The 13,822-nt window shown below is 69.3% G+C and carries 11 protein-coding genes; 9 read left to right on the top strand and 2 right to left on the bottom strand.

What is annotated here, in order from left to right; all coding sequences use genetic code 11:
• Window positions 1–127 precede the first annotated feature (127 nt).
• Both BJ965_RS17780 and BJ965_RS17775 read left to right on the top strand, forming a co-directional pair.
• Window positions 128–955, top strand: coding sequence for a sensor histidine kinase (locus BJ965_RS17780; RefSeq protein WP_221513151.1), 828 nt, complete (start codon window positions 128–130; stop codon window positions 953–955).
• Window positions 952–1,671, top strand: coding sequence for a response regulator (locus tag BJ965_RS17775; RefSeq protein WP_184909569.1), 720 nt, complete (start codon window positions 952–954; stop codon window positions 1,669–1,671). The genes BJ965_RS17780 and BJ965_RS17775 overlap by 4 nt, the downstream gene beginning before the upstream one ends.
• Before the next feature lie 150 nt (window positions 1,672–1,821).
• On the opposite strand, the gene BJ965_RS17770 is transcribed toward BJ965_RS17775, so the two are convergent.
• Window positions 1,822–4,143 carry a (Fe-S)-binding protein gene (locus BJ965_RS17770; RefSeq protein WP_184909568.1) on the bottom strand — a complete coding sequence of 774 codons (2,322 nt, stop codon included), beginning with the start codon at window positions 4,141–4,143 and terminating at the stop codon, window positions 1,822–1,824.
• 288 nt (window positions 4,144–4,431) lie between these two features.
• Here BJ965_RS17770 and BJ965_RS17765 point away from each other — a divergent pair, with 288 nt between their 5' ends.
• The 7 genes from BJ965_RS17765 to BJ965_RS17735 all read left to right on the top strand — a co-directional run bounded on the left by BJ965_RS17765 (window position 4,432) and on the right by BJ965_RS17735 (window position 12,334).
• On the top strand, window positions 4,432–5,451 hold the full coding sequence (locus BJ965_RS17765) for an undecaprenyl/decaprenyl-phosphate alpha-N-acetylglucosaminyl 1-phosphate transferase (protein WP_184909567.1): 1,020 nt from the start codon (window positions 4,432–4,434) through the stop codon (window positions 5,449–5,451).
• Between the two features lie 94 nt (window positions 5,452–5,545).
• Window positions 5,546–7,402, top strand: a complete 1,857-nt coding sequence (gene dnaK, locus BJ965_RS17760; RefSeq protein ID WP_184909566.1) for a molecular chaperone DnaK — start codon at window positions 5,546–5,548, stop codon at window positions 7,400–7,402.
• Window positions 7,399–8,055 carry a nucleotide exchange factor GrpE gene (grpE, locus tag BJ965_RS17755; RefSeq protein ID WP_184909565.1) on the top strand — a complete coding sequence of 219 codons (657 nt, stop codon included), beginning with the start codon at window positions 7,399–7,401 and terminating at the stop codon, window positions 8,053–8,055. The genes dnaK and grpE overlap by 4 nt, the downstream gene beginning before the upstream one ends.
• Before the next feature lie 33 nt (window positions 8,056–8,088).
• Window positions 8,089–9,276 (top strand): molecular chaperone DnaJ, encoded by a 1,188-nt coding sequence (gene dnaJ / locus BJ965_RS17750; protein WP_184909564.1) that lies wholly within the window; start codon window positions 8,089–8,091, stop codon window positions 9,274–9,276.
• A 5-nt stretch (window positions 9,277–9,281) separates the two neighbouring features.
• Window positions 9,282–9,734, top strand: a complete 453-nt coding sequence (locus BJ965_RS17745; protein ID WP_184917257.1) for a heat shock protein transcriptional repressor HspR — start codon at window positions 9,282–9,284, stop codon at window positions 9,732–9,734.
• Window positions 9,735–10,004: 270 nt separating this feature from the next.
• Window positions 10,005–11,114, top strand: a complete 1,110-nt coding sequence (locus BJ965_RS17740) for a sugar ABC transporter substrate-binding protein (RefSeq protein WP_221513150.1) — start codon at window positions 10,005–10,007, stop codon at window positions 11,112–11,114.
• Between the two features lie 182 nt (window positions 11,115–11,296).
• A complete protein-coding gene (locus BJ965_RS17735) occupies window positions 11,297–12,334 on the top strand; it encodes a helix-turn-helix transcriptional regulator (protein WP_184909562.1) in 1,038 nt (345 codons plus the stop codon).
• A gap of 175 nt (window positions 12,335–12,509) precedes the next feature.
• Here BJ965_RS17735 and BJ965_RS17730 read toward each other — a convergent pair whose 3' ends face one another.
• Window positions 12,510–13,469, bottom strand: coding sequence for a helix-turn-helix transcriptional regulator (locus BJ965_RS17730; protein ID WP_184909561.1), 960 nt, complete (start codon window positions 13,467–13,469; stop codon window positions 12,510–12,512).
• Window positions 13,470–13,822: the final 353 nt, after the last annotated feature.

Below are 13,822 nucleotides of genomic sequence, written 5' to 3'. Positions count from 1 at the left end.
GTACGACGTCCCCCGCCGGATGTAACCGGCCCCGCAGGTCATCCTGGGGATGTAGGGAACTGGACCCGGAGCATGACGCGGGTGGGCATGCCGAGCTGCGAGGCTTGTGCGGGTGGGGAGTTCAGAATTGATCTGGCTGGTTGCGGCCTTGGCGGCGGCGTGCGCCGCGGTCGTCGTCCTGAGTGCGGCGCTCATCCGGGCGCGGCGGCGCCACCGAGCAGCCATCGAAGAGCGCGGCTGGCTGCTTGAGCGGGAGCGCGAGAGCGCGGCCCGGACCGCGGTTGAAGCCGAGCAGGCCAGGATCGCGGCCGAACTCCACGACATCGTCAGCCACAACGTGAGCCTCATGGTGGTCCAGGCCGGGGCCGCCCGCGAGGTGCTGGCCACCATGCCCGACGAGGCAGAGGCCGCACTGAGCGCCGTGGAGAGCGCCGGGCGGACCGCCATGACCGAGCTACGGCACCTGCTCGGCCTGCTCGCCCCCGCACAAAGCGGCGACGACGAACCCTATGACCAGGACCTGGCACCCCAGCCGAGCCTGAGCCGGCTCAGCCCGCTGATCGACCGGATCGCCTTCGCCGGCCTGCCCGTGGAGGTGCGCATCTCCGGGGAGCCCCGCCCGCTGCCGACCGGGATCGATGTCACCGCCTACCGGATCATCCAGGAGGCGCTGACCAACGCCCTCAAACACGGCGACGGAGCGAAAGCCGAAGTGACAGTGCGCTACGCGGAGCACTCCCTGCGCGTCGAAGTCCTGAACAGCGGACCAAGCGTCCTGACCGGCGACGCTGTCGGGCCTCGCAACCATCCAGCCGCAGGCCAGGCCCACGGAGCGGGACGGGGACTGCTCGGCCTGCGAGAGCGAGTCGCCGTCTACGGCGGCGACCTGGACGCCCGGCGTCGCCTGGGCGGCGGCTATCGCGTCCGCGCCCGAATCCCGCTGGACCGGCCATGACCACACCCACCGGCCATGCCCCCCGCGTCGTGATCGCCGACGACCAGGAGCTTGTCCGCACCGGCTTCCGCCTGATCCTGACCGCACGCGACATCAAGGTGGTCGGCGAAGCCGCGGACGGAGCCGAGGCCGTCAGAGCCGTCCGCCGCCTGCGGCCCGACGTCGTCCTCATGGACATCCGCATGCCGAACACGGACGGCCTGGAAGCCGCCCGCCAGATCCTCGCGCAGGTCCCGGACTGCCGAGTGATCATGCTGACTACCTTCGACCTCGACTCCTACGTCTACGCCGCCCTCGCTGCCGGCGCCAGCGGCTTCCTCCTCAAGGACGTCACACCCGCACATCTCGCAGCCGCCGTACGCCTGGTCGACACCGGTGACGCACTGCTCGCACCATCGATCACCCGCCGCCTGGTTGAACGCTACGCCTCCACCACCGGCCGGACCGCTCCGGGCTCGGCGCCGCTCGCTGTTCACCGTGACCTTGCCGTACTGACACCACGCGAACGCGAGGTACTGACACTCATGGGCAAGGGCCTGTCCAACACGGAACTCGCCCAGGAACTGACACTGAGCGAAGCGACGGTGAAGACCCATGTGGCCCGGATCTTCGCCAAGCTGGCCCTCCGCGACCGAGCCCAGGCCGTCGTCCTCGCCTACGAGACAGGACTCGTCGCACCCGGCGCATCCGCGCAATCCGCTGAGCTCGACTGCTAGGCCGTTTGCACCCCGCGGTATCGCGGGGTGCAGGACCCCCGCCGAACCCGGATTCGTTCTCAGAACCCGAGCCGTAGGGAAAACGAAAACGCCGACGCCCCCTGCCCGAAAGCTCGGGCAGGGGGCGCCAGGACAACCAGGGAGAACGGCCTACTTCACCGGCTCCGGCTCCGGCGCGTTCGTCGAGTCCGCCGTCCCGGCCGGCGGCTCGCCGTCGTCGTCACCGTCGGCCTCGGCCTCCGCGACGACCGGCGTCTTCACCGAGTCCAGCAGCAGCTGGGCGACGTCCACGACCTGGATGGACTCCTTCGCCTTGCCGTCGTTCTTTTTGCCGTTGACGGAGTCCGTGAGCATGACCAGGCAGAACGGGCAGGCCGTCGAGACGATGTCGGGGTTGACCGACAGGGCCTCGTCGACGCGCTCGTTGTTGATGCGCTTGCCGATCCGCTCCTCCATCCACATCCGCGCACCACCGGCGCCGCAGCAGAAGCCGCGCTCCTTGTGGCGGTGCATCTCCTCGTTGCGGATGCCGGGCACGGCGGCGATGATCTCGCGCGGCGGCGTGTAGATCTTGTTGTGACGGCCCAGGTAGCACGGGTCGTGGTACGTGATGATGCCCTCGACCGGCGTGACCGGGATCAGCTTGCCCTCGTCGACGAGGTGCTGGAGAAGCTGCGTGTGGTGGATGACCTCGTAGTCGCCGCCGAGCTGCGGGTACTCGTTGCCGAGCGTGTTGAGGCAGTGCGGGCAGGTGGCGACGATCTTCTTGGCCGACTTGGGCTTCGCCGACTCGGCGACGACCTTGCCCTCGTCGTCCATCTCCTCGCCGAACGCCATGTTCAGCGCCATGACGTTCTCCATGCCGAGCTCCTGGAACAGGGGCTCGTTGCCCAGGCGCCGGGCGGAGTCACCGGTGCACTTCTCGTCGCCGCCCATGATCGCGAACTTGACGCCCGCGATGTGCAGCAGCTCGGCGAAGGCCTTCGTGGTCTTCTTGGCGCGGTCCTCCAGGGCGCCGGCGCAGCCGACCCAGTAGAGGTACTCGACCTCGGACAGGTCCTCGATGTCCTTGCCGACGACCGGGACCTCGAAGTCGACCTCCTTGAGCCACTCCAGGCGCTGCTTCTTCGCCAGGCCCCAGGGGTTGCCCTTCTTCTCCAGGTTCTTGAGCATCGTGCCCGCCTCGGACGGGAACGACGACTCGATCATCACCTGGTAGCGGCGCATGTCGACGATGTGGTCGACGTGCTCGATGTCCACCGGGCACTGCTCGACACAGGCGCCGCACGTGGTGCAGGACCACAGGACGTCCGGGTCGATGACGCCGTTCTCCTCCAGCGTGCCGACCAGCGGGCGCTCGGCCTCGGCCAGCGCTGCCGCGGGCACCGAGGCGAGCTGCTCCTCGGACGCCTTCTCCTCGCCCTCCATGGTCTTGCCGCCGCCGGCCAGCAGGTACGGCGCCTTGGCGTGCGCGTGGTCCCGCAGGGACATGATCAGCAGCTTGGGGGAGAGGGGCTTGCCCGTGTTCCAGGCGGGGCACTGCGACTGGCAGCGGCCGCACTCGGTGCAGGTGGAGAAGTCCAGCAGGCCCTTCCAGGAGTACTGCTCGACCTGGGAGACGCCGAACACGTCGTCGTCACCGGGGTCGGTGAAGTCGATCGGCTTGCCGCCCGACGTCATCGGCTGGAGCGCGCCGAGGGCCGTGCCGCCGCTCGCCTCGCGCTTGAACCAGATGTTCGGGAAGGCGAGGAAGCGGTGCCAGGCGACACCCATGTTGGTGTTGAGCGACACCACGATCATCCAGATGAACGAGGTGCCGATCTTGATCATTGCGACGAAGTAGACGAGGTTCTGCAGCGCCGTGACCGACAGGCCCTTGAAGGCGAGGACCAGCGGGTACGACGCGAAGTACGACGCCTCGTAGTGGTCGACGTGGTGGAGCGCGCCCTCCAGGCCCCGCAGGACGTAGATCGCCAGGCCGATGGTGAGGATGACGTACTCGACGAAGTACGCCTGGCCCGCCTTGGAGCCGGCGAAGCGGGACTTGCGGCCCGGGCGGCTCGGCAGGTTCAGCAGGCGGATCGCGATGAGCACCGCGATGCCCAGGATCGTCATCACGCCGATGAACTCGATGTACAGCTCGAACGGCAGGAACTCACCGACGACCGGCAGCACCCAGTCGGCCTTGAACAGCTGGCCGAAGGCCTGGGCGAGGGTCGGCGGGAGGGTCAGGAAGCCGACGGCGACGAACCAGTGGGCGACACCGACGATGCCCCACCGGTTCATGCGCGTGTGGCCGAGGAACTCCTTCACCAGGGTCACGCTGCGCTGGTAGGGGTTGTCGGTCCGGGTACCGGCCGGAACCGGCTGGCCCAGCTTGAAGTACCGGACGAACTGGCCGATCGCGCGTGCGAGCAGCGCGACGCCGACCACGGTCAGTACCAGCGACACGATGATCGCGGCGAGTTGCATGGGGGCTCCTCGGGCCTGCGAGGGGTTTCGTCGGGGTGACCTGTCGTTTTGCAGGGTTCCCCGAAATTACTAAGCGGTAACTTATGCAGTCCGTCTGAGACTACCCTCATCTTCCGCCGCACTGTAGCCGGGTGGGCAGTGATCTGAATCGCTGAGGGTTGCCTCAGAAACGGGCCGGATCAGGGCACCGTCCCGTCGCGATCCCGCAGGGGAGTCCCGTCGCGATCCCGACGCCATCTCCTCGTGTTATTCATACCGAATTGTCATAATCCCGCCTACCTTATATCCGTGCTCTACGGGATCACCGCCGCCGCCACCGCCCTGCTTCTCACCGCCCTGCTCGCGGCCGCCCTGCGGACCCCCGCGCTACGGCTGCGCCTGGTCGAGCGGCGGCGGCAGCGGGACGTACCGCTGTCCGGGGGTGTGGCCGTCGTGCTCGTCACGGGCCTGGTCGTCGGGGCCGGGGAGTGGCTGGGGGTGGCGCCGCCCGCCGGCGGGGCGCGCGCGGTGCTCGTCGCCGCCGGTGCCGTCGCCCTGCTCGGGCTCGCCGGGGACGTGTGGCGGCTGCGGCGGAGGGTGCTGGCCGCCGGTACGGGCGTCGCGGCCGCGTGTGTCGTGCCGTACGGGGAGACGGGGGTGGGGACCGGGTTGCTGGCCGTCGCGTGGGTCGTGGTGGTGGTGCTCGGGTTCCGGGGGCTCGATCACGCCGACGGGCTGGCGGGCACGGTCGGGGTCGTCATGGCCTTCGGGGTGGCCGCCTGCGCGGCCGTCGAGGTGATGGACGGCATCGCGGGACTGATGAGCGTGCTGGCCGCCGCCCTGACCGGGTTCCTGCTGCACAACTGGCATCCCGCGCGCGTGGCGCTGGGGAGTTGCGGGTCCATGTCCGCGGGGTTCGTGATCGCCGTGGGGGCCGTGTACGCCCGGGCCGGGTCCGGGGTCGTGGAGAGCGCCGGGGTCCTGTTCGCGCTGGCCGCCGTGGTGGCCGCCGACGTCGTACTCGTACTGGGGGCGCGGCGGTTGGCCGGGCGGGGCGTGGGGCGCGGCGGGTCCGGCCATCTGGCGCACCGGTTGCGGCGGCTCGGGCTGACCGCGCCGGGGGCGAGTCTGCTGCTGGGGATCGCGGCGTTGTCCGGGATGCTCATCGGGGTACTCGCGCACGCGGGTCACATCGGGGCCGGCGCCCTGTGGTGGGTGGCGGGAGGGGTTCTCGTCGTGGTGTTCACCCTCTCGCGTGTCCCTGTATACGGCCCTCGACGCAGCGTATCGACGCAGGTCAGCGGCCCGTTGCGTGTAAGGAACGGATAAGAGTTGAGCCTGCCCGACTCAGCTCTGTTGACCGGTTGGGGGCCGTCGTGCACACTTGAGTCCGTTCCACTCAAGTCAGCTGGAGGAATCAACCATGGCACGTGCGGTCGGCATCGACCTGGGCACGACTAACTCCGTCGTCAGCGTTCTGGAGGGCGGCGAGCCCACCGTCATCACCAACGCCGAGGGCGCCAGGACCACGCCGTCCGTCGTCGCCTTCGCCAAGAACGGTGAGGTGCTCGTCGGAGAGGTGGCCAAGCGCCAGGCGGTCACGAACGTGGACCGGACCATCCGCTCCGTGAAGCGTCACATGGGCACCGACTGGAAGATCGAGCTCGACGGGAAGCCCTTCAACCCGCAGCAGATCTCCGCCTTCGTGCTCCAGAAGCTCAAGCGTGACGCCGAGTCCTACCTGGGCGAGAAGGTGACCGACGCGGTCATCACCGTCCCGGCGTACTTCAACGACTCCGAGCGTCAGGCCACGAAGGAGGCCGGCGAGATCGCCGGTCTGAACGTGCTGCGCATCGTCAACGAGCCCACCGCGGCCGCCCTGGCGTACGGCCTCGACAAGGACGACCAGACCATCCTGGTCTTCGACCTCGGTGGCGGTACGTTCGACGTCTCGCTGCTGGAGATCGGCGACGGCGTGGTCGAGGTGAAGGCCACCAACGGTGACAACCACCTCGGTGGTGACGACTGGGACCAGCGCGTCGTCGACTACCTGGTCCAGCAGTTCCAGTCCGGCCACGGCGTGGACCTGGGCAAGGACAAGATGGCCCTGCAGCGTCTGCGCGAGGCCGCCGAGAAGGCGAAGATCGAGCTGTCCTCGTCCACCGAGACCTCGATCAACCTGCCCTACATCACCGCCTCCGCCGAGGGCCCCCTGCACCTCGACGAGAAGCTCACCCGCGCCCAGTTCCAGCAGCTGACCGCGGACCTGCTGGAGCGCTGCAAGACGCCGTTCCACAACGTCATCAAGGACGCCGGCATCTCCATCAGCGAGATCGACCACGTCGTCCTGGTCGGCGGCTCGACCCGTATGCCCGCCGTCGCCGAGCTCGTCAAGGAGCTGACCGGCGGCAAGGACGCCAACAAGGGCGTCAACCCGGACGAGGTCGTCGCCATCGGCGCCGCCCTGCAGGCCGGTGTCCTCAAGGGTGAGGTCAAGGACGTCCTGCTCCTCGACGTCACCCCGCTGTCCCTCGGCATCGAGACCAAGGGCGGCATCATGACCAAGCTCATCGAGCGGAACACGACGATCCCGACCAAGCGGTCCGAGATCTTCACCACCGCCGAGGACAACCAGCCCTCCGTGCAGATCCAGGTGTACCAGGGCGAGCGCGAGATCGCGGCGTACAACAAGAAGCTCGGGATGTTCGAGCTGACCGGTCTGCCGCCGGCGCCCCGCGGCGTCCCGCAGATCGAGGTGTCCTTCGACATCGACGCCAACGGCATCATGCATGTCACGGCGAAGGACCTCGGCACCGGCAAGGAGCAGAAGATGACCGTCACCGGCGGCTCCTCGCTGCCGAAGGACGAGGTCGACCGCATGCGCCAGGAGGCCGAGCAGTACGCGGAGGAGGACCACAAGCGCCGCGAGGCCGCCGAGTCCCGCAACCAGGGCGAGCAGCTCGTCTACCAGACCGAGAAGTTCCTCAAGGACAACGAGGACAAGGTCCCGGGCGAGATCAAGACCGAGGTCGAGGAGGCCGTCGCCGAGCTGAAGGAGAAGCTCAAGGGCGAGGACTCCGCCGAGATCCGCACCGCCACCGAGAAGGTCGCGGCCGTCTCGCAGAAGCTCGGCCAGGCCATGTACGCGGACGCCAACGCGGCCCAGGCCGCCGGTGGCCCCGCCGGTGACGCGGGTGACGCCGCCGGTGGGAAGGCCGCTGACGACGACGTCGTCGACGCCGAGATCGTCGACGAGGACCGGAAGGACGGTGCCGCGTGACGGAGGAGACCCCGGGCTTCGACGAGCAGCAGCCCGACGTCCCTTCCGGCGCCACCTCCGACGACGCCGAGCCGAAGGCCGCCTCCCCCTCCGCTGAGGAGGGGGCGGCCCCGGCCGGGGACACGGGCCAGGACGTGGCCCTGGTGGCCCAGCTGGACCAGGCCCGCACCGCGCTCAGTGAGCGCACGGCGGACCTCCAGCGCCTCCAGGCCGAGTTCCAGAACTACCGCCGCCGGGTCGAGCGCGACCGGATCGCGGTCAAGGAGATCGCCATCGCGAACCTCCTGACCGAGCTCCTGCCCGTGCTCGACGACATCGGCCGCGCGCGTGAACACGGCGAACTGGTCGGCGGCTTCAAGTCCGTCGCCGAGTCGCTGGAGAGCACGGCGGCGAAGATGGGCCTGCAGCAGTTCGGCAAGGAGGGCGAGCCCTTCGACCCGACGATCCACGAAGCCCTGATGCACAGCTACGCACCGGACGTCACCGAGACGACCTGCGTCGCGATCCTGCAGCCCGGGTACCGGATCGGCGAGCGCACCATCCGCCCCGCGCGGGTGGCCGTGGCCGAACCCCAGCCGGGGGCGCAGACGGTCAAGGCGGACGAGTCCGCCGACGCCGACGACAAGGAGAGCGGTGGCCCGGACGAGGGCTGACGTCATCAACGAAGGGAAGGAGGGGCGTCGAGGATGAGCACCAAGGACTTCATCGAGAAGGACTACTACAAGGTCCTCGGCGTCCCCAAGGACGCCACCGAGGCCGAGATCAAGAAGGCGTACCGGAAGCTCGCCCGCGAGTTCCACCCGGACGCCAACACCGGCAACGTCAAGGCGGAGGAGCGCTTCAAGGAGATCTCCGAGGCCAATGACATCCTCGGCGACCCAAAGAAGCGCAAGGAGTACGACGACGCGCGCGCCCTCTTCGGCAACGGCGGCTTCCGCCCGGGGCCGGGCGGCGCGGGCGGCTCCTTCAACTTCGACCTGGGCGACCTCTTCGGAGGCGGCGCCCAGGGCGGCGGCCAGGGGGCCGGCGGCTTCGGCGGCGGACTCGGTGACGTTTTCGGGGGCCTGTTCAACCGCGGTGGCGCGGGCGGGCCGGGGACGCGTACGCACCCCCGGCGCGGCCAGGACATCGAGTCCGAGGTCACGCTCAGCTTCACCGAGGCGATCGAGGGCGCGACCGTCCCGCTGCGGATGTCGTCGCAGTCGCCCTGCAAGGCCTGTTCGGGCACCGGCGACAAGAACGGCACGCCGCGCGTGTGCCCGACCTGCGTCGGCACCGGGCAGGTCGCCCGGGGCAGTGGTGGCGGCTTCTCCCTCACCGACCCCTGCCCCGACTGCAAGGGCCGCGGCCTGATCGCGGAGAACGCCTGCGAGGTCTGCAAGGGCAGCGGCCGGGCCAAGTCCTCGCGGACCATGCAGGTGCGCATCCCCGCGGGCGTCAGCGACGGCCAGCGGATCCGGCTGCGCGGCAAGGGAGCGCCGGGCGAGCGCGGCGGGCCGGCGGGCGACCTCTACGTGGTCGTGCACGTCGACACCCACCCGGTGTTCGGCCGCAAGGAGGACAACCTCACGGTCACCGTCCCGGTGACCTTCACCGAGGCGGCCCTCGGCGGCGAGGTGCGGGTACCCACCCTGGGCGGCCCGCCCGTCACGCTGAAGCTGCCTCCGGGCACGCCCAACGGGCGCACCATGCGCGCCCGGGGCAAGGGCGCGGTCCGCAAGGACGGCACCCGCGGCGACCTTCTGGTCACCGTGGAGGTGAGTGTTCCGAAGGACCTGACGGGGAAGGCTCGTGACGCACTCGAGGCGTATCGCGAGGCGACCGCGGGTGAGGATCCGCGGGCGGATCTGTTCCAGGCCGCGAAGGGAGCATGAGTCAGATGGACGGTCGTCGGCGCAATCCGTATGAACTGACCGAGGAGACCCCGGTCTACGTCATTTCGGTGGCGGCCCAGCTGTCCGGCCTGCACCCCCAGACCCTGCGCCAGTACGACCGGCTGGGCCTGGTGTCCCCGGACCGCACCCCGGGCCGGGGCCGCCGCTACTCGGCCCGCGACATCGAGCTGCTGCGCACCGTCCAGCAGTTGTCGCAGGACGAGGGCATCAACCTGGCCGGTATCAAGCGCATCATCGAACTGGAGAACCAGGTCGCCGCGCTCCAGGCCCGGGTGGTCGAGATGCAGGACGCGCTCGACGGAGCGGCGGCGGCGATGCGCCAGCGTGAGGCCGCGGTGCACGCGTCGTACCGCCGCGACCTGGTGCCGTACCAGGAGGTGCAGCAGACCAGCGCGCTGGTGGTGTGGCGGCCGAAGCGGCAGCAGCAGTCCGACTGACGCGCATGCGTACGTGAGAGGGCCGGGAGGCGACTCCCGGCCCTTTCGTGTGCCTTGGGGTGGTTTCACCCGGTCTCCTGTGGATGACCGGAACGTGCGCGGCACTTGAAGGTGATTCCGCAGAGTCTCCACAACTACTGCGGAGCGTGGTGTTGTCATCTCGTTAAGTGGTTCCGCTTGACGCTGGGGACGCATCCGCGTTGGCTTTTCAGTCACATGGGTCCCAAAAGCGGTGCCCACGTCCGAATCACACGTGAAGTGAGCTCCCGCATGCGTCGTCGCATCTCCATATCCGTGGCAGCCGCCACGATGTCCGTCACGCTCGCCGGCTGCGGCGTGCTCAACGCGACGGGGAGCAGTGACGACGCGAGCCCGGCGAAGGGCAACGACATCACTGTGGGGCTGCTGCTGCCGGAGAAGGCGAACACGCGGTACGAGAACTTCGACTACCCGATCATCAAGCGGAAGGTCGAGTCGCTCACCAACGACAGGGGTCGCGTCGAGTACGCCAACGCCGAGGCGAGCGCGGACACGCAGGCGAGCCAGATGCAGCAGATGATCGACGACCGGGTCGACGTGATCCTGCTGGACGCGGTCGACTCGACGGCCATCGCGAGCGGCGTGAAGAAGGCGAAGGAGGCCGGCATCCCGGTCATCGCCTACGACCGGCTGGCCGAGGGGCCGATCGACGCGTACATCTCCTTCGACAACGAGCTGGTCGGCGAGGTCCAGGGCCGGACCCTGCTGGAGGCCATCGGCGAGAAGGCGAGCCTCTCCGACAAGATCGTCATGATGAACGGCTCGCCGACGGACCCGAACGCCAAGCAGTTCAAGGCGGGCGCGATGTCCGAGCTGAACGGCAAGGTGACCATCGCCGAGTCCTTCGACACCAAGGACTGGAAGCCGGAGAACGCCGAGGCCAACATGGCCGACGCGATCCGGAAGATCGGCAAGGGCAACATCGCGGCGGTGTACTCCGCCAACGACGGCATGGCGGGCGGCATCGTCAAGGCGCTGGAGGCCGCGGGCGTGTCCGACCCGCCCCCGATCACCGGGCAGGACGCGGAGCTCCCCGCCGTGCAGCGGATCCTCAGCGGCGAGCAGTACATGAGCGTCTACAAGTCCTACCCGCAGGAGGCGGAGAACGCCGCGGAGATGGCCGTCGCCAAGGTCCAGGGCCGCGACATCCAGTTCGCCGCCCTCACCCGCGACAAGGTCGACAGCCCCACGGACAAGGGCATCCCGGCGCAGCTCGTGCCCGTGGTCGCGCTCACCAAGGAGAACATCGAGGACACGGTGGTCGCGGACGACATCTACAAGCTGTCGGACATCTGCACGGCCGAGTACAAGGCGGCGTGCGAGGCCGCCGGCCTGAAGTAGCCGCGCGCCGAGCCGGGTTCACCCACCCCCGGCCGGCCGGCCGCCGCGATGTGACGAGCCGAGGGTCGGCGATACCGGTGGTTTCCGGGGCCCGGTGCGCGGGGAGCCGTGTTGCGGAGCACGTTCCGTCCGCGCATAGTTGCGCTGCGGCAGGACCGCGGGAACCGGGGGTGGGATGGGCGATGGCCGGGCACGGGGCGGATGAGCATCCCCATGGTGCCGACCGACTGTGCGAGGCCGGGGATCGTGTGTATTCCCGGGCCGTACGGCGCGGCCGGGTGCCGCGCCGGGACGCGGAACCGGTGCCCTGCCTGCTGGAACTCGCCCTGCTGCACCCGGACCCCGACGACATGGACTGGCTGGTGCCGACCTCCCCGCAGGAGGTCATGACCCGGCTGCTGCGCGGGATGTACGACGAGGTCAGTGCGAGCCAGCGGCGGGTGGGCTCGGCCGTCGAGGCAGTCGAACGGTATGCCGGGCTGGGCCGCCAGGTGCGGCCGGCCGCGTCGGCGGCGGAGGGCCCTGCGATCCGGGTCCTGGACGGACTCGCCCGGATCCAGGCCGCGATGGACGAGGCGACCCAGGCGTGCACCACCGAGGTGCTCACGGTCCAGCCCGGCGGCATCCGCCGCGAGGCGGAGCTCTCCGAGGGGCTGCACCGGGCCCTGGCCCTGCGGGGGCGCGGGGTGCGGATGCGGGACCTGTACACCCATGTCGCCCGGCACGGGCAGGGGTTGCTGACCTATCTGGAGCTGATGGGCGACGCGGTGGAGGCGCGCACGCTGGACGAGGTGATCGACCGGCTGATCCTCTTCGACCGCACGGTCGCCTTCATCCCCGCCAACTCCGACCGCACCATGGCCCTGGAGCTACGGCACCCCGCGCTCGTCGCCTACCTCGTCACGGTCTTCGACCGCCTCTGGCGCCTCGCCATCCCCCTCACGGCCCCGCTCCCCGACACCGGCATCGAGGGCATCTCCCACCGGGAGCAGTCGATCGCCGCGCTGCTGGCGGAGGGGCACCAGGACGCGGTGATCGCCGAGCGGCTGGGCATAAGCGTCCGGACCTGCCGGGCACACATCGCGCGCCTCTCGGAGACGCTGGGGGCGGCGAGCCGTACGCAGCTGGGCGTGCGGATCGCCCAGGCGGGCCTGGACGGCCCGCAGCACTCCACCACGCCCCTCACCCTTCCTGGTCAGGAATCCCCGAGCGTCCGATGAGGAACCCGAGCCGCGCCCTGCTCTGACTGCCCAGCGTCGCCGCGAGCTTGGCGAACAGGGTGCCGCGCCCGCCTCCTCTGCGGGCACCTGGCCTTCGCGCAGGGCCCGTGCGTACTACTCCGTTCCTGCGGGTCACAGGTCGTCGACGCCGTGCTCCCGGTGCGGCCGCGAGGTCTCAACCGGCGGCTCCCTCCTGGTCCTGCTTCAGGATGCCGGACTGGGCGATGAGGTAACCCAGTTGGGCACGGCTGCCGCTGCCCAGAGCGGACGCGAGCTTGGCTATATGGGCCCGGCAGGTGCGCACGTTCATGCCGAGGCGCCGGGCAATGGCTTCGTCGACGTGTCCCTCGACCAGGAGCTTGGCTATGGAGTACTGGATCTCCGTGATGCCGTCGCGGGCGGTCTCGTACGGTGTGCCGGTGCTGAGCGGAACAGAACGGTCCCACAAGTACTCGAAGAGCTTGAGAAGGTAGCGGACCAGACCGGGGTGGCGCAGTTCCAGGGCGACTTGCTGATCATCGCGGGCGGGGATGAAGGCGACGGACTCGTCGCAGATGATCAGGCGCTCGACGAGTTCGTCGATGGTGCGGTACTCCGCCTTGCCGTTGGAGAGCTGAGCGGCGTAGGCCAGCTGCTCGGGGTTGTAGCGGGCGGTGTGCTGGTAGAGGGTGCGGATGCGCACACCGCGTTCGATCAGCGGCCGGTCGCGCTCCAGGCCGAGCAGGAGGCTGCGTTCGGACATCCGGTCGGTGGGCTGGACGGTGAGCATCTCCGTCTGGCATTGCAAAGTGGCCATGTTGAGCGCGGCGTTGATTCGTTCGCCGCCTTCCAGCACAGTGATGGCGTCACTGGTGGCGGCCAGCTGGGTGCCGATAGCCATGAACGGCTCGAAGGTCTCGGCGAGGCCGGTCGCCAGGCGCCGGCGGTCGGCTATCTCCTGTTCCAGCGGGTTGAGCTGCCGGGACAGGGCGACCGCAGGGGGCACGGGCCGCAGCCAGCTGGGGTCGTCCGGGTCGGGGTGGAGCAGGGCGAACTCCATCAGGCACGGAGCGGGCGCCACGTCCTCGCGTGCGATGCGTCCGGCACGCAGTGCGGCGGCATACAGACGGCCGCCCTCATCGCACCACTGGGTCATCGCATGGGGATGTGTCTCCTTAGTCCGATTTGATGTCAAATCTCCACCCCCCAGGGTCCTGAACATGCAGGAACATGATGCATCGATTGTGTGGCCATGACGTGCCCGAATGAGCCATCGTCGTACTCGACGGGGGAAAAGGGGACCTTCAAGTGAGGACGAAGCCGACTATGCGTAACAGAATGCTTCGCTCGGTGCTTGTCGCCGCCTTCTCCGCCGTTGTAGCCCTCGGTGCGCTGAGTGGCTTCTCCGATGTGAAGGACGATGTTCGGGCGAACAGCAGCTGGCCGTCCGTCGCCGTGAACAGCGCTCACGGAGCGGAGAACAGCAGCTGGCCGAGCTCCGGGGCAGCC

Origin of the sequence: Streptomyces luteogriseus, from assembly GCF_014205055.1 — a bacterium.
Taxonomy (GTDB): domain Bacteria; phylum Actinomycetota; class Actinomycetes; order Streptomycetales; family Streptomycetaceae; genus Streptomyces; species Streptomyces luteogriseus.
Note: the sequence above shows the minus strand (reverse complement) of the source record. Positions and strands in the feature narration are given on the sequence as shown.